We start from the raw sequence: 15658 nt of genomic DNA on the forward strand, positions 1-15658 counted from the left end.
AATGGAGGAAAAGCGATGAGTGTGCTGAAATACTCAATGGTTGTCTTAGTTGTCTTAGCGACGGGAGGTGTCGCTTGGCTTTTTAGTCCTGAGGATATCGCCGTCAGTCGAGACGATTCTTCTCTTGTGGTCGACAGTAAAAAAAATGATCTATACTCAAATCGATTAACGGATTCTGAGAGGGTATCAGGAGGGTTAATAAGTGGCTCTGAAGAGACTCCACGTTTAGAAACCCTGACCCCCCTGTCTCATGCGCGAGTCGAAAGGGTCGACCCAGATGTTCAGTTGGCAGAGTTGGAGCATCATCGCGTTATCCAGCCAAGTGATTCTGCAGGGCAAGGTGAGTTTATTGACCCTGATGATGAGTCGTTTCAATACAACCTGATGCGTTCTGAGGCGATTGGTACTTGGATCGATCCGGACGATGAAACGCTGCAACGCACCATTACAGTACCTGGCCGTGTGGGTGAGTTTATTGATCCTGATGACCTTAGCGTCGAGCGAGAGATTACAAATCCAGGACACTTAGGGGAGAGAGTGGCGATCGAGTAGCCTCCACTTCTCATTGTTTTTTATTCTGACCTTCTGCTGTACAAACTCGCTTTACCCAATTAATCATGGGTAAAGTGAGATCTAATCTGATTCTTAGTTGATTGTGTCTGTAACATTACATACCATTTGATCTTATTGAATTTATTAAAACTTTAATACAAATAAAAATCATTACGACAGGTTGTTTCATTGATGATGCAGCACACAGTGTGTGACGATTCGGTCCTTCTTAAGCAAGGTTGGATTGCAATAAAAGGGCGTTTACCCGTATTGAGAAATATGGGAGTGGTTAATTTTACAGCGCAGTCGCGCTATCAGACCCTAAGTTTTACTTTACATCTTTCAAAAACAGGCAGCTTTTTTGAGTTGGTATATTTACCAGCGGATATGACCCTACTTAATCTGGATATATCACAAGACTCTGTGGAGCAGGATGCTATCGTGGTTAAGTTGCGTCGTGTTCTTTGGCCTGAACGTTTGTATTTAATGTCAAAGCGTGTTTGGCCTGCTTTTAAAAATATTCATCGCTTTCGGCGTTATCGGGCCGGGCTCTATTGGTACACGCCCTTGTTGTCGATCACTAAGGCCTACCAGATTACTTCCTGGTTTAGAAATCATTCGCCAAACATAGATTATGACGAGTGGTTAGGTGACTTCGATGAAGTAACGCCAGAAGAGGCCAGAAGTATCATTGCGTATTCTGCTCAGCTTCGAAGTAAAGCGCCCAAGGTAATTGTGCTTGTAGACGCACGTGAGTATGGTGTTTTTCAATTAGAAGATGCGCTTAAGTCACTGACTCGACAGCTCTATAGACAGTTTGAAACCTTGGTGCTGATTGCGGATGAAAATCAAAAGGATCAATTTTCTAAACGCTTGACGGGGGACAGGTTCATTACGGAAGAGGGATTGCTTACGGAGCTTAAGCAGCAACCCAGTTCTGCGTTGGTTTTGTGGTTAGGGAAAGGCGCCTATTTGAGTCAGCATGCGCTGACTTGGTTTATTGACTCAGCGATCCGTCAGATTGACTTTAGCATGGTGTACAGCGACCACGATGTATTGAATGAACAAGGTGAAAGAGTTAATCCGCAATTTAAGCCGGATTGGTCATCAATGTTTGCTAAAGTATCGGCGTATCCGGGTAATGTTTTATTGTTTCCGCTTGTGCAGGTCACTGACTACCTTCAAGGTGAACAATATACGCGTTTATCATCCTATGGGTTAATGCTGAGCGCGGGATGTCTTTCGAAAACGCCAAGCGTTGTGCATATCCCCTCGGTGTTGTGGAGCCATAATGAGGCGTATTTGACGTTCTTTGACGCTCATGTTGAAAAGCCAGTGTTAGAGAAAACTTTATTGCTTGAAAAGATTGATGCGCGCGTTTCGATTATGGAATCTGGCTTTTTTCGGCTTCATTATGAGTTAGTGCAATCGGATGTGCAGGTCAGCATTATTATCCCTACCCGTAATATGTTACATCTGCTTAAGCCCTGCGTTGAATCGGTTTTAGCCAAAACAGAGCGTGTTTCTTACGAAATAATTATTGTTGACAATAATTCGGATGAAGCAGACGTTTTGGCGTTTATGAGTAACTGTCAACAACGTTACGAAAATGTGAAGGTTGTACATTACGCTCATGCGTTTAATTTTTCAGCGATTAACAATTTTGCAGCCTCTTTTGCGCAGGGAGAGTATCTGTGTTTATTGAATAACGACACAGAGGTAATTACGCCTGGCTGGTTATTCGAGATGCTGTCGATTATGCAAGCTGAACCGGACGTAGGTGCAGTGGGGGCAAGGCTGTTGTATAGCGATAATCATCTGCAGCACGCGGGTGATTTAATCGGTGGAGGTGGGTGTGCTGATCACTTACACGGTGCAATTGCGTACGACGACCCAGGTTATATGCATCGTGCTGTTTTACCTCAGGATTTATCAGCGGTGACCGCCGCCTGTGTGTTAACGCCAAAGAGCGTCTTCGAGACTCTAAAAGGGTTAGATGCTGATAATTTATGCGTCGCATTTAATGATGTGGATTATTGCTTACGAGTTCGTGAGGCTGGTTTACGTGTTTTGTTTACCCCTTATGCAGAACTCTATCATCATGAATCTGTGTCCAGAGGTATTGATAAAAGTCTTAAGCAGAGAAGACGCGGTAAGCGAGAAGCCAACTACATGCGAAAACGTTGGAAGGACATCATTGGCAATGATCCCTTTTACAATCCGAATTTGAATTATGTGCGTTCGGACTTTTCACTCAATGCCAATCCTAGAGTTAAGCGACCATGGGAGTGACAGATAGTAGGGTTGACGCTGTATGCAATATTAAGCATGGACGTTATATTGTTGTTGAAGAAGGCTCAAACCCTTCTTCAGATTTTTTTGTTAAACCCTTACTAAAGCGGCTTGCTGTTGACTTCACCTGTTATCAGCAGAGTGATGCACCGAACATCTCTGATATTGAGAATTCAATCCTGGTATTTGTTCGTTATATTCCGTCAAAATGGAAGATGTTTGTTGATAGCTATCGCCATCGGTTGGCAGGATTGGTTATATTTATTGATGATGATCTGTTTGATATTAAGGTGTTGGCATCTTTATCTTGGGGTTATTGCTCTAAGTGGTATCGATTTGCCTATCGACATCAGTCTTGGCTTAAACAGAAAAAGGCCGATTTATGGGTCTCGACACCTTATCTCTTTGACAAGTACAGAGATTGGTGTGCGGCTGGATGTCATTTAACCTTGATCGATCCAGTATCGCCATACGGGGAGGATGATGCAGATCTTTCTCTGTCGTTGCCGATCATTTTTTATCATGGTTCGCCGTCGCATAGAGCTGAAATTGATTGGTTACTGCCCGTGTTTGAATCAGTTCTGCAAACGCATCCGCAGGTGACAATTGAGTTGATAGGGGATGATAAGTTAAGACGGCGGTGCCTTAAATTCCCTCAAATTCGTGTTTTACATCCTATGTCTTGGTTGTCTTATCAACGTATGTTGAAAGAATCGAAGCGTCTGATAGGGCTGGCTCCCTTGTTAGATACTAAGGTCAATGCGGCTAGAGCACCGACGAAGTACTTTGACATTACGGCAGCAGGGGCTGTTGGTGTGTATTCAGATAGTCACGTTTATCGTCAATTAGTGACGCATAAGGTCAATGGCCTACTCGTTGAGATGGATCAAGAAGCTTGGGTGGCGGCGATTACGTCTTTAATAGATGATGCTCAGCAAAGAAGAGCGCTGCTTGCTGAAGTAGAGCGTAGTTAGGCAACTAAAGCCATGGCACGAGAAACTGATTGAGTAATAGATGCCTTTAAGCCATCAAGTAAGTTAACCTCGTCTGATCGTTTCAGGTAATCGAGAATTCCATCGGCGATATTGTCGATAATAGATTCTGCACCTCTGAGCCTAAAGCTTTTGGATGTTGCCAAGTCAATCAAGAGATTTTTTGTGATTTCCTTGCTGCGCTAAACTTTTTAAGTCGAAGAATACTATGCAAAATAGAGTGCCTCTGACACCTAAGCAACAAGAAATCATAGCCACTACACTACGCCAATACTTTGGTAGAGAAAGTCGCATTTTGTTGTTTGGTTCTCGTGTTGAGGTTGATGCGCGTGGTGGTGATATTGACATCTACATGCGAAACCAATACGCACATGATTATCCAGAAGAACCTGAAATACAGGTCAGCTTTTTGAATAAAGCTTTTGGTTTGGGTGAACGCATTTTAGTAATTTTAAAGTCTGTAAGTGTGTTTGCTGAGCGGTTACTTAAAGTAAGCTGCAAGAGAGCGAAGGGGTATCCTGTATATCTATTGACTACACCACAAAATCACTTAAACTGTGTATTAAATAGATATACAGGATGGTGTTATGGCTACAAAAACAGCTCCAATCAACATGCGGGTACTGCCATCGGTAAGAGATATTATCGATGCTGCAGCAAGCTTGAAAAAAGTGGATAGAACTGTGTTCATTCAACAAGCGGCACTCAATGAAGCACATAATGTACTCGCCGAACAGCGGGATTTTGTTCTTGAAGCAAAAGCCTTTGAGGCATTCGATCTCGAACTTCGTGCAGAACCTCAGACTCTTGAAGGTATGACAGATCTCTTTAATAGGAAAGCACCTTGGGAATAAGTGCACCAACACTACTGACTGATGAGCATCAGCTCGATCCGTTTCAATGTGGAATTGAAGAGCTAGATACCTGGTTAAGCAAGCAAGCCTTGAAGAGTCAAAGGCGGGGAACCGCGAGGGTATACGTGGTCAATGATACGACGACTGGCCAAGTCATTGGTTACTATGCAATTGCCATGGGCTCAGTATCAAGAGAGCAAGCATTCAGCTCGCTAATAAGAAATAGCCCTGACCCCATCCCAATGGTTATATTGGCTAGACTTGGAGTTGATAGCGCATATCACGGTCGAGGCATTGCTGCGGGTCTTTTAAAAGATTGCATATTGCGCTCTGTACAAGCAATGAACGCAGTAGGAGGTGCTGGTATTTTGGTTCATGCTATCGATCACAGTGCGCAGATGTTCTACAAAAAATTTGGCTTCAAAGAATCAGCATTTGATCCTCTTGTATTGATGGCACGGATTTGCGATATCGAGAAAACATTATAGCTTGCTGACTTTTGCGGCACACTTTTAAGGCTGGGGAGGATGATCATGAGTTTATTATTGTTCGCTGTAGGTGTTTTCTGTACTGACTAAGCCCACTTTGCTGTCATAGCAAGGTTTTGCTAAAGTGATCGCCAAACTATTAATCAGGCTATGTATTTTGACGCCCTTTGATTTTTCACAGCCAGTTACCCTCGTCGGCTTTTCTCGTTGGAAACGAGGTTTTCTTCCTAATTTCTTCGACGCAGGTCTTCAGTTACGGTTTATCGATCGCCTGGAGTTGAATTTGGTGAACGCAGGTGATCAGTTTGTCATCTGGTCGAATCGAGTGACACCCGAGTTAGAGCAAGCCTTGCATCTGCGCGGTGCAAGGTTATGGCGAATGGAAGATGGTTTTGTACGCTCTGTCGGCTTGGGTGTTGATTTGGTTGAGCCTTTATCCTTGGTGCTAGACTCCAAAGGGATTTACTATGATTCAACTCAGAGTTCGGATTTAGAATGCCTTTTGAATGAGGCTCAGATGGATTCTGCATTGCTAACAAAGGCTGCCCAAGTATCTGAGCGATTGATCAGCTTAGGCATTTCAAAATACAATGTGGGTCTTCCAAAGGCATTAGATCTTCCTAAAAACAGGAGGGTTATTTTAGTGCCTGGGCAGGTTGAGACGGATGCTTCAATTCGATTGGGCAGTCCACAGGTTAAAACAAACCTTGAGTTGCTGCAGCGCGTAAGGTCACACTGCCCCGAGGCGTTTATTATTTATAAGCCTCATCCAGATGTTGTTGGGGGTGGGCGCGTAGGTGAAGTGAACGACGTTGATGCCAGTGCGTTTTGTGATTTGCAGGTCACGGATATTGGGATGCCAGCCCTTTTGTCCCAAGTCGATGAGGTACACACCATCACTTCATTAACGGGCTTTGAAGCCTTAATTCGCCAGATCCCAGTGGTGACCTATGGGTTGCCTTTTTATGCGGGATGGGGGTTAACGCAGGATCATTTTGTTTCCGAACGAAGAACAGCTCGACGTTCATTGCATGAATTAATAGCCGCAACGCTAATTTTATACCCCATCTATGTTTTACAGGGTAAAAAGGGCAGAGTTGAGGTTGAGTGTGCGCTAGAGGAGCTGGCTCGACAGAAGATGCAAAGCTTGCGTCCAACATTAAAAACACGTCTTTATCGATTGATTAGAAAAAGAATTTAGTGCCCATTGTGTGGCAAACTAACAGGGGAATGTATGATTAGAATTACCGAGAGTATTGGCGTTGATAATGCTCAATCATTTGTATTGTTTGGTGGCGTGAACGTATTAGAGTCACGCGATTTAGCATTGCGCGCCTGTGAAGCCTACGTCAAAGTAACGACTGACTTAGGCATTCCATACGTTTTTAAAGCCAGCTTTGATAAGGCTAATCGCTCCTCGATTCATTCGTATCGTGGGCCTGGGATGGAGGAAGGTTTACGGATTTTTGAAGAGGTGAAAACGGCGTTTAATGTGCCTATCATCACTGATGTACATGAGATATATCAGGCCGCACCTGTAGCCGAAGTGGTAGATGTCATTCAATTGCCCGCATTTTTGGCGCGCCAGACGGATTTAGTCGTAGCAATGGCTAAAACTGGGAAGCCCGTCAATATTAAAAAGCCACAATTTTTAAGCCCAGCACAAATGTTAAATATTGTCGAAAAATTCAAAGAAGCGGGTAACGATCAGCTGATTTTGTGTGATCGTGGTACGTGTTTTGGTTACGATAATTTAGTGGTCGATATGCTGGGCTTTGGTGTGATGAAAAAAGTATCGGGCAATTTGCCGATTATTTTTGATGTAACACACGCTCTTCAGCAGCGTGATCCAACGGGGGCTGCTTCGGGTGGTCGTCGTGAGCAGGTCGTTGATTTAGCAAGAGCGGGTATGGCTGTTGGTCTGGCGGGCTTGTTTTTAGAAGCACACCCAGAACCCTCTAAAGCTAAATGCGACGGACCCAGCGCGTTACCTTTGGATCAGCTTGCACCTTTCCTCAAGCAGATAAAGGCGATCGATGATCTGGTGAAGAGTTTTCCTGCTTTGAATATTGAGTGATAAAAAAGAGAGAGGTTAACCCAGCATCCTTGCTTGTTTTCCTCTCATAACCGACTTCCTTTTCGGTGAGCGCTCATACCTAGGACGTTAGGAGAAGGCGAGCACTACTTGTTTTTCTGATTTGCTTCGGGCACTTTAGCGTCTATTTTGCTCGAACGCGCATAGTATACTTAGCTTTTATGTTGATGTAAATAAATTCAAATGAACGTTTGATTTAATGACTTGTTTTTACCCTTGCCCGTCCTATCCGACAGATAAGGATATGGTTGTTAAGAAGACTTGATAGTCGTTTAATTGAAGTCCACAACGGAAAAATAATAATGATTCAAGCCCTTCAGAATTTTTTCTCATCGCCAAAGTTAATCCGTGCGGCACCTTGGGTGTTTGTTGTGTTGTGGAGCACAGGCTTTATTGGAGCAAAATACGGATTGCCCTACAGTGAACCCTTTTCTTTTCTTGCTTGGCGCATGCTGTTTAATCTTTTGTGTTTTTTGCTATTGCTGAAAATGTTTTCGATTCAATTACCACGAAGTCTGAGTCTGTGGCGACAACAACTGTTGGCAGGTGCATTGATTCATGGTGCTTACTTAGGCGGTGTTTTTTCAGCAATAGAGTTGGGCATGCCTGCGGGTTTAACAGCGCTTTTGGTTGGCTTGCAACCTTTGTTGACCGGCGTTCTTGTGTTCGTAATTTGGAAGCAGCAACTGAGCTTTCGCCAGTGGCTAGGCCTATTTTTGGGGCTTATCGGTGTAGTGTTGGTATTGCAGCAGACTTCCGGTATGGACTTGGAGCAAATCAGCATTACTTGGGTTGGACTTTTGTGGGTCTTACTGGCTTTAGTGGGGATTACACTAGGGACGCTTTATCAGAAGAAGGTATGCGAACCTCAACCTCTTTTAGCGGCTTCTTTTATTCAATATGCGGGATGTTTTGGACTCATGCTTCTGGGTGTATGGATTAAGGGAGAAGGGGCTGTTGAGTGGCATCGAGATTTTATTTTAGCGCTTGCGTGGTCCGTGTTGGTCTTATCAGTTGGTGCGATCTTACTGTTATTGCTGATGATTCGAGCAGGTGAGTCGACGCGAACAGCCAGTTATTTTTATCTTGTGCCGCCATTGACCGCCTTAGAGGCATGGGTATTGTTTGATGAGCGGATGACGCTATTGGCCTTGGTGGGTATGGTGATGACGGTGTTTGGTGTCTACTGGGCGAATAGAGTGCGTTAGGACTTGACTGGGGTGACGATGAAAATGACAAAATCCAATCTTAATCCTTGGTGGGTAGTGTTTGCCGGGGGCTTGGTTCTGGCCTACAGCATGGGAGTACGCTTATCCTTAGGGCTTCTGGTGCCAGACATTAGCCTTAACTTAGGTATCTCTGTTTCGGACTTGTCGTTTAGCTTTGCAATGCAGAATCTGCTTTGGGGCGCTGTATCTCCCGTTGCAGGTGCTTTAGCGGAGCGCTATGGAACGGCTAAAATTCTACTGGCTGGCGCACTGCTGTATGCCGCTGGCTTAGTGGTGGCCGCATTAGCGGCCAGTAGTACGATGTTCTTTGTCGGCAATGCTATGTTGATTGGCATTGGTACGGGAGCCACGACTTTCCCGATCGTTCTCGCCGCCGTCGGTAAACGTTTTCCGGCACATAAACGAACTTTGGCCTTGGGCATCGCCAGTGCAGGCGGTTCGTTAGGGCAGTTTTTATATGCTATTTTTTTGGGCTATCTTGCGCCTTCACAAGGTTGGGTCAGTACCTTTTTAGTCTTCGCTGCAACCACGCTGTTGATCTTAGGGTTGATCGGCTTATTGCGTGATGGCGTGCGTCCTGCTCGGCAGGCCCATGACGCACCACTGCGAATATTTGATTGGCAGGCAATTGCGCAAGCAATGAAGTCACGTGAATATCAACTGCTCAGTCTTGGTTTTTTTGTTTGCGGCTTTCATATTGCCTTTATTACCGTGCACATGTCGGGCTTGGTTGCCTATTGCGGGTTATTGCCGAGCGTCGCATCCGACTCCCTGGCCATAATCGGTTTGATGAATATTGTGGGTGTGATTTTAATTGGATGGGCGGGGGATCGTTGGCATAAGCCAGGTCTGTTGTTCGTGATTTACGCGCTACGAGGCTGCTTAATTTTAATGCTGTTAACCCAGCCGATTACCGATCAGCTTTTGTATCTTTTCTCAGGAATTATGGGGATGTTGTGGTTATCGACTGTTCCTTTAACCAGCGGCGCGGTGGCGCATCTATTTGGGACTAAGAACTTGGCATCACTATTTGGTATTGTGATGTTTAGTCATCAAATTGGCGCGTTTTTTGGCAGTTGGTGGGCGGGCCTGACATTTGAGTGGTATGGTTCGTACGACGTTGCTCTGATCGCAAGCGCGTTGTTAGCTTTTCTTGCTGCGGCTGTTCATTTGCCGATGACCCCCAAGCGCATGCAGCAATTATCTTACAGAGAAGCCTAATCCCGTATTCTGTTGGGTGTGATTATCTGGGCTAGAAATGTTTGATTAGCTGACAAACATAAGAAAAAAGACTAAAATGCTTTACAATATCGAATTAAATTATTTATTTGTAAAGTATTTTGGTCATTTTATGGATTATTTGGAGCTTGGCCAGCAGATTGCTCGCTTAAGAAAGAATAAAAAGCTGACCCAGCAGGCACTTGCCGATTATGCTGGAATTTCACGAGCGACTCTCAATGCGCTTGAAAATGGCCGGGTGGGGGATGTAGGTACGCGTAAGCTACTTAAAATTATCGATTTGTTGGGGTATGAAATTCGCCTTCGAGAAAAGTCTTCGTTTCCAACATTTGAGGAGTTAAGGGATGGATGACGGTTTGAAGGTGTGTGTTTCCAGTCGAATGACAGGGCGTTTAGTCCGAGAGCATAAACAATTCATCTTTAATTACAATGCGAATGCTCAAGCAGATGATGCTGTATCCCTGACGATGCCTGTTCGTCACGCGAGCTATACACATCACCAACTCCATCCTATCTTTGAGATGCACCTGCCCGAGGGTTACTTAAGATCCGTTATTCAAAAACACTTTAGCAAGCTGACCGAAACCGATGATTTTGGTTTACTCAAGCTTTTAGCGATGAATATCCATGGCCGATTAAACTACAGGGAGAATGTTGCTTTTCAGGCGGATGGCGATCAGCCACTGACATTAGATCAGCTTCTTCATCCCGAAGATGGCCAGCTGTTTAATGAGCTTGTCAGTCGCTTTGCACTTAGATCGCCTTTAAGTGGTGTACAGCCTAAAGTGTTGGCTCAGATTCAAAATAAAGCCACTCTATCTGTAGATGATTACATCGTAAAAGCGTGGGGTGCTGAGTATCCGCAACTTGCCCTTAATGAGTATTATTGTATGCAAGCGGTACAGCTTTCTGGGATACCGGTACCGGAGTTTTATCTGTCGGATGATGATGCGTTGTTCATTATGAAGCGTTTCGATTTGAACGCAGACGGACCGCATCCTGGTTTTGAGGATATGTGCGTTTTGCAGGCAAAACATCGAGACGATAAGTACAGTGGTAGTTATGAGCAAGTTGTAAAAACGATTAAGCTTTTTACATCGCCTGCTTTCAAGCAGGCTTCTCTTGTACAATTTTATAAAATGATCGTGTTGAACACGCGCCTTCAAAATGGAGATGCTCATCTTAAAAACTTTGGCCTGATGTATGATTCTGTTGATACTGTCCGTTTAGCTCCCGCGTACGACGTTGTCAGTACCACCTGTTATATCAAACACGACATTGCAGCACTTACCTTAATGGGGAGTAAAAAGTGGTGGGGGCGCAAGCATCTAGTTGAATTTGGTATCAATGCGTGTGAGTTGACGCTCAGACAAGCAGAAAAGCATTATGACGAATGTTTGGCTGCGCTCAATCAGACGGCGCTCATGATTCAAGAAAGGCTTGATCAGGAGCTCCATGATGATAAAAAGCAGGTGCTTAGTCATTTACTGACCAGAATGACAGAGTGTTGAGTTGACGACGTTGCTCTGATTGCAAGCGCGTTATTAGCTTTTCTTGCCGCGGCCGTTCATTTGCCGATGACCCCCAAGCGCATGCAGCAATTATCTTACAGAGAAGCCTAATGTTGGCGGTGCACCTAGTGCACTTGAGGTTAGTTTTTGATTGCGTGCCCATCTCTCTATTCCTAGACTTACGCCGTTACTTACAAAAGCGTGCGATTAAAATAATCATAAGACACATGGCTTAAACATCGATTGAGGTTGTCACCGGACTGGGTGGAAGGTGGTTCAGTTGTATGTGCAAGACATGGGTCATAGCATAAATGATGTGCCTCTAATTTTAGTATCTGTATACCTAAGCTATCTAAAATGGATACGGGTATCAGGATAATCGGCATGTCAAAAAAACAATAGGATAATAAAATGACTATGCGTAAATCATTTAGGAGAGTGGCGCTTGCCGCCACACTCATGGGTGCTATTTTTTCACAAACCTCTCTCGCTCAGCAGCTTCGATTAGCATCTGGGCTGCCGCCGATGCAACCTGCTCATAATCCGCTGTATACCGAATTCCAGAAAATGCTACCTGAAATGTCTGATGGGCGTTTAAAAGGGCAGTTGGTGGGAATGGAGGTGGTTAATTTAGCCAATATGCGTACCGCCATTAGCAGTGGGCTGGTACAGGTTGGACTTTTTCTTCCAGCCTATTTCCCAGCTGATTTACCCAACTTTAACCTAGTGGGTGATTTATCCTTGATGGGAGGCAATCCACACGCAACGGCCGCTGCCATTACTGAATATATTGTGACTTGCGCAGATTGCCAAGCAGAGCTCAAAGCACTCGGAATCGTGTATACAGGCTCACATGCCAATCCCTACAATTTACTGACAACGAAACCAGTAACAGCCGAATCAGACTTGCGTGGTATGCGTATTCGTGTGGCGACACCTCAGCATGCCCGTTGGGTCGAGGCGATGGGAGCGACTCCTGTGAGCATGGCGACAGGTGAGGCCTTTGAAGCACTGTCACAAGGAATTATTGAAGGTACAGTGACGTCTTTATCCGATCTCATTTCCTTTAATCTCCAAGATGTGATTAAGCATGCAACGCTCATTGAAATGGGGACGTTTCATTCCTTAATCGATCATGCCGTACGTCGAGATACTTGGGGCTCGATGTCTCTGGATAATCGATCTGCCATTATTAAAGCATCCAATACAACCAGCATGCTCACGACGAGCCGCTGGGTTGAAATGGCGGAGCAATCAAAGCAGATCGCAACTCAAAAAAGCATCGACCTGCTTGAACCTGCAGAATCCTTTATTCAAGCAACGGCTGACTTTGTCATCGCCGATGTGGACACCGCTGTGTCCTTAGCAGAGACGCGCTTCGGGGTCACGGGAGCCAAAGCTAAAATTGAGCATTTTCAAGCGCTTGTTGCAAAGTGGGAGACGATTGCAGAATCATTGGAGCATGATCCAATCTTAATGCAAGACGCTATTCAACGCGAAGTATGGGATTCACAAGATTTGTCTCAATACGGGCTGTAGCGTCATTGTCTCTAAATGGAGCGTGATGCCATAAGCAGTGGCATCACGCTGCGTCACTTTGTATCTAGGGTCGTGGGTATGTCTTTATTAGCAAAGCTGGTTGAAAAACTAACCTTCAGTTTAATGGTGATTGGTATTATTGCCGTTGTGGCAATGATGTTACACATTACGCTGGATGTCGTATTAAGAACGACATTCAACATTTCTGTTCCCGCAACTGAGCGTATTGTCACTCGATATTATATGGTCGCGCTGGCCTTATTACCGCTTGGCTGGGTGGAGTGGTCTAAAAATATGATAGCGGTCGAAGCCTTCACGCAATTATATGGAAAATTAGGTTTTCTTATCCTGAGTGTTTTAACCAGCCTATTATCGACGGCTATTTATTATCTACTTGGCGTCGCAACCTGGGTACAGGCCGTTGAACAGTATAATCTGGGGTCATACATAATGTCGTTGAACCTAGTGATTCCGATTTGGCCTGCTTACTTTTTCGTGCCTGCTGCTCTGTTTGTTGCCATGATCGTTTGCGTAGCACGCATCCCCTTAATGTTAACAAATCGATATTAATTTTTTGTTTTGTAGAGGTTGGTACATGAGTATAGAAACAGGAGTATATGGGCTTGTCGCTTTGCTCATATTACTGGGATTGCGGGTTCCCGTTGCTATTTCATTGATCACTGTATCCTTAGTTGGGCTGACATCCATGCTAGGTTGGGATACAGCTATTCAGATGTTAGCGTCTCGTCCTTATGATTTCCTAGCACGTTGGACATTAAGTGCCATTCCCATGTTTTTGTTAATGGGGTTTGTCGCCTACCACTCAGGTTTGACTGCGGGGCTGTTTAATGCCGCTAAAGTGGTTTTTCGTTGGTTGCCTGGTGGTCTAGCGATTTCAAGTATTTTTGCAAGCTCTGGGTTTGCAGCCGTTTCGGGGTCAAGTGTTGCGTGTGCCGCTTCTATGGGGCGTATTGCCATCCCTGAAATGGTGAAAAGTGGTTACAAGCCCAGTTTTGCCTGTGGCACAATTGCGGCTGGCGGAACCATCGGCGCGTTAATCCCTCCGAGCATTCTCATGATCATCTATGGAGTATTTGCGCAGGTCTCGATTACGGAGGTATTTTTAGGCGGTATCACCATCGGTCTATTAACGGCCTTAGGCTATTGCATCACCATTTTAATGGTGAGTTGGTTGCGTCCTGACATTGTTCCACGCAAATGCCAAGGAGGGGAGGGTTATACGGTTGCGCAAGCACTTAAAGAAGTATGGCCAGTGGTGGCATTAGGCATCCTTATCTTTGGAGGAATGTTTTCGGGTGTCTTTACGGCAACTGAGGCGGGGGCTGTTGGAGCCTTAGGTGCTTTGGTTATTGCGCTCATAATTGGTAAATTGGATTGGTCTGTTTTAAAACACTCAATGATTGATACGCTGACGACCACGTCTTCGTTGTTAATCATTGGTGTCGGGGCCAGCATGTTTACGGTCTTTCTGAGCATGAGTGGTCTTTCGGGGTATATTTTAAGCGTTTTAACGGGGTGGGAACCCAGTTATTTACAACTAATGTTAATGATGGTCATCATCTATTTGTTTCTCGGGCTTTTTATGGAACCCTTTGGGGCAATGTTAGTGACGCTTCCCATTTTCTTACCTATTTTACAGAGCATGGATATTAGCCTTATTTGGTTTGGCGTGTTCTTGGTTAAATTGCTTGAAATAGGCATGGTAACACCACCTGTCGGAATGAATATTTTCGTGATTAAAGGTGTGGCTTCCCAGTACGCAAGCTTAGTGGATATTTTTAAAGGCGTTTCTATTTTTCTGATCGCCGATTTGTTAATTGTCGCGTTTATGATTTTTGTGCCGGGTGCTGTGTTCTTATTTATGTGAAGTGAGTATAGCAGGGGGATCCTATTGCCCTGCATTCTTACATACCAGATAAAACGGACACTTTTTAGTTTAAGTCTCAGATTAAGGGTAATAATACAATGCAATCATTTGATGAAGCCAGCAGCAGTCATTTTGTAGATATTGTGGAAGGCGATCTGTCACTGCGCATTCACTATAACGAGGTTGGGCAAGGCGATAAGGTTGTTGTGACTCTGCACGGTTCAGGTCCCGGTGCGACCAGTTGGGCTAATTTTAGTAAAAATATAGCGCCACTCGTTGCTGCAGGATACCGAGTGGTGTTGATGGACAGCCCGGGGTGGGGTAAAAGTGATCCGGTTATTTGTGAAGGATCGCGCTCACATTTGAATGCAAGAGCCTTGAAAGGACTTGTCGATGCTTTACACCTAGACAAGGTCAGTTTAATTGGAAACTCTATGGGGGCGCATTCAGCAACCGCTTTTACACTGATGTATCCTGAGCGAGTTGAAAAATTAATTTTAATGGGCGGAGGCACAGGGGGTGCGAGTCCTTATGCGCCTATGCCAACCGAAGGAATCAAAAGGCTTCAGCAGTTGTATCGTGAACCTACGATCGACAATCTAAAAGCCATGATGGATATCTTTGTTTACGATACATCCGACTTGACTGAGGATTTGTTTCAGCTTCGTTTAAACAACATGCTGTCGAATAAGGTGCATTTAGAGAACTTTGTTAAGAGCCTGGAGTTGAACCCTAAGCAGTTTCCTGACTTTGGAGCGGAGTTGACTAAAATCACACAGAAAACGTTGATTTTGTGGGGGCGGAATGATCGGTTTGTGCCAATGGATACCGGGTTGAAATTGCTTGCGCATATTCCAAACTCAGAATTGCACTTGTTTAATCAGTGTGGACACTGGGCGCAATGGGAGCATGCCGAACGCTTTAATTTCTTGGTTCTGAATTTTTTAGAAAACTAAAAAGACAGATACAAACATATTAT

General features: G+C 44.7%; 16 protein-coding genes. 15 read left to right on the forward strand and 1 reads right to left on the reverse strand.

Annotated elements, in window-relative coordinates:
- The first annotated feature begins 15 nt into the window (after positions 1–15).
- The 3 genes from DN062_RS02885 to DN062_RS02895 all read left to right on the forward strand — a co-directional run bounded on the left by DN062_RS02885 (position 16) and on the right by DN062_RS02895 (position 3818).
- Positions 16–552 carry a hypothetical protein gene (locus DN062_RS02885; RefSeq protein WP_112157380.1) on the forward strand — a complete coding sequence of 179 codons (537 nt, stop codon included), beginning with the start codon at positions 16–18 and terminating at the stop codon, positions 550–552.
- Between the two features lie 192 nt (positions 553–744).
- The gene (locus tag DN062_RS02890) at positions 745–2844 is read left to right on the forward strand and encodes a glycosyltransferase family 2 protein (protein WP_112157382.1); all 2100 of its coding nucleotides are present in this window, start codon (positions 745–747) and stop codon (positions 2842–2844) included.
- Positions 2835–3818, forward strand: a complete 984-nt coding sequence (locus tag DN062_RS02895; protein WP_112157384.1) for a glycosyltransferase — start codon at positions 2835–2837, stop codon at positions 3816–3818. Before DN062_RS02890 ends, DN062_RS02895 begins: the two co-directional genes overlap by 10 nt.
- Here the strand turns inward: DN062_RS02895 and DN062_RS18505 are convergent.
- A complete protein-coding gene (locus tag DN062_RS18505; RefSeq protein WP_156460550.1) occupies positions 3815–3982 on the reverse strand; it encodes a hypothetical protein in 168 nt (55 codons plus the stop codon). The genes DN062_RS02895 and DN062_RS18505 overlap by 4 nt on opposite strands.
- A 441-nt stretch (positions 3983–4423) precedes the next feature.
- Between DN062_RS18505 and DN062_RS02900 the strand changes: the two genes are divergently transcribed.
- From DN062_RS02900 to DN062_RS02955, 12 genes are all read left to right on the forward strand, one after another.
- The gene (locus DN062_RS02900; protein ID WP_112157386.1) at positions 4424–4690 is read left to right on the forward strand and encodes a type II toxin-antitoxin system TacA family antitoxin; all 267 of its coding nucleotides are present in this window, start codon (positions 4424–4426) and stop codon (positions 4688–4690) included.
- A complete protein-coding gene (locus DN062_RS02905) occupies positions 4681–5178 on the forward strand; it encodes a GNAT family N-acetyltransferase (protein WP_112157388.1) in 498 nt (165 codons plus the stop codon). The genes DN062_RS02900 and DN062_RS02905 overlap by 10 nt, the downstream gene beginning before the upstream one ends.
- Before the next feature lie 157 nt (positions 5179–5335).
- Entirely contained in the window at positions 5336–6379 is a 1044-nt protein-coding gene (locus tag DN062_RS02910; RefSeq protein WP_239995671.1) for a capsular polysaccharide export protein, LipB/KpsS family, read from the forward strand.
- 33 nt (positions 6380–6412) lie between these two features.
- Entirely contained in the window at positions 6413–7255 is an 843-nt protein-coding gene (gene kdsA, locus DN062_RS02915) for a 3-deoxy-8-phosphooctulonate synthase (protein WP_112157390.1), read from the forward strand.
- A 320-nt stretch (positions 7256–7575) separates the two neighbouring features.
- Positions 7576–8481: a DMT family transporter gene (locus DN062_RS02920; protein WP_112157392.1), complete on the forward strand. Its 906-nt coding sequence runs from the start codon at positions 7576–7578 to the stop codon at positions 8479–8481.
- A 24-nt stretch (positions 8482–8505) separates the two neighbouring features.
- On the forward strand, positions 8506–9723 hold the full coding sequence (locus DN062_RS02925) for an MFS transporter (protein ID WP_162301239.1): 1218 nt from the start codon (positions 8506–8508) through the stop codon (positions 9721–9723).
- Positions 9724–9799: 76 nt separating this feature from the next.
- Entirely contained in the window at positions 9800–10093 is a 294-nt protein-coding gene (locus DN062_RS02930) for a helix-turn-helix domain-containing protein (protein WP_205126634.1), read from the forward strand.
- Positions 10086–11252, forward strand: a complete 1167-nt coding sequence (locus DN062_RS02935; RefSeq protein ID WP_112157395.1) for a type II toxin-antitoxin system HipA family toxin — start codon at positions 10086–10088, stop codon at positions 11250–11252. Before DN062_RS02930 ends, DN062_RS02935 begins: the two co-directional genes overlap by 8 nt.
- A gap of 411 nt (positions 11253–11663) precedes the next feature.
- Positions 11664–12791 carry a C4-dicarboxylate TRAP transporter substrate-binding protein gene (locus DN062_RS02940; RefSeq protein ID WP_239995672.1) on the forward strand — a complete coding sequence of 376 codons (1128 nt, stop codon included), beginning with the start codon at positions 11664–11666 and terminating at the stop codon, positions 12789–12791.
- Between the two features lie 78 nt (positions 12792–12869).
- Positions 12870–13361, forward strand: a complete 492-nt coding sequence (locus tag DN062_RS02945) for a TRAP transporter small permease (RefSeq protein WP_112157397.1) — start codon at positions 12870–12872, stop codon at positions 13359–13361.
- A gap of 25 nt (positions 13362–13386) precedes the next feature.
- Positions 13387–14679 carry a TRAP transporter large permease gene (locus DN062_RS02950; RefSeq protein ID WP_112157398.1) on the forward strand — a complete coding sequence of 431 codons (1293 nt, stop codon included), beginning with the start codon at positions 13387–13389 and terminating at the stop codon, positions 14677–14679.
- 98 nt (positions 14680–14777) lie between these two features.
- Positions 14778–15635 (forward strand): alpha/beta fold hydrolase, encoded by an 858-nt coding sequence (locus DN062_RS02955; protein ID WP_112157400.1) that lies wholly within the window; start codon positions 14778–14780, stop codon positions 15633–15635.
- The last annotated feature ends 23 nt before the right edge of the window (positions 15636–15658 follow it).

Source organism: Nitrincola tibetensis (genome assembly GCF_003284585.1).
Lineage (GTDB): Bacteria > Pseudomonadota > Gammaproteobacteria > Pseudomonadales > Balneatricaceae > Nitrincola > Nitrincola tibetensis.

Coding starts and splice junctions, on each gene's coding strand:
- DN062_RS02935 (WP_112157395.1), top strand. CDS start 10,086: ATGGATGACGGTTTGAAGGTGTGTGTTTCCAGTCGAATGACAGGGCGT.
- DN062_RS02940 (WP_239995672.1), top strand. CDS start 11,664: ATGACTATGCGTAAATCATTTAGGAGAGTGGCGCTTGCCGCCACACTC.
- DN062_RS02890 (WP_112157382.1), top strand. CDS start 745: ATGATGCAGCACACAGTGTGTGACGATTCGGTCCTTCTTAAGCAAGGT.
- DN062_RS02955 (WP_112157400.1), top strand. CDS start 14,778: ATGCAATCATTTGATGAAGCCAGCAGCAGTCATTTTGTAGATATTGTG.
- DN062_RS02920 (WP_112157392.1), top strand. CDS start 7,576: ATGATTCAAGCCCTTCAGAATTTTTTCTCATCGCCAAAGTTAATCCGT.
- DN062_RS02930 (WP_205126634.1), top strand. CDS start 9,800: ATGCTTTACAATATCGAATTAAATTATTTATTTGTAAAGTATTTTGGT.
- DN062_RS02895 (WP_112157384.1), top strand. CDS start 2,835: ATGGGAGTGACAGATAGTAGGGTTGACGCTGTATGCAATATTAAGCAT.
- DN062_RS02925 (WP_162301239.1), top strand. CDS start 8,506: ATGACAAAATCCAATCTTAATCCTTGGTGGGTAGTGTTTGCCGGGGGC.
- DN062_RS02900 (WP_112157386.1), top strand. CDS start 4,424: ATGGCTACAAAAACAGCTCCAATCAACATGCGGGTACTGCCATCGGTA.
- DN062_RS02950 (WP_112157398.1), top strand. CDS start 13,387: ATGAGTATAGAAACAGGAGTATATGGGCTTGTCGCTTTGCTCATATTA.
- kdsA (WP_112157390.1), top strand. CDS start 6,413: ATGATTAGAATTACCGAGAGTATTGGCGTTGATAATGCTCAATCATTT.
- DN062_RS02885 (WP_112157380.1), top strand. CDS start 16: ATGAGTGTGCTGAAATACTCAATGGTTGTCTTAGTTGTCTTAGCGACG.
- DN062_RS02945 (WP_112157397.1), top strand. CDS start 12,870: ATGTCTTTATTAGCAAAGCTGGTTGAAAAACTAACCTTCAGTTTAATG.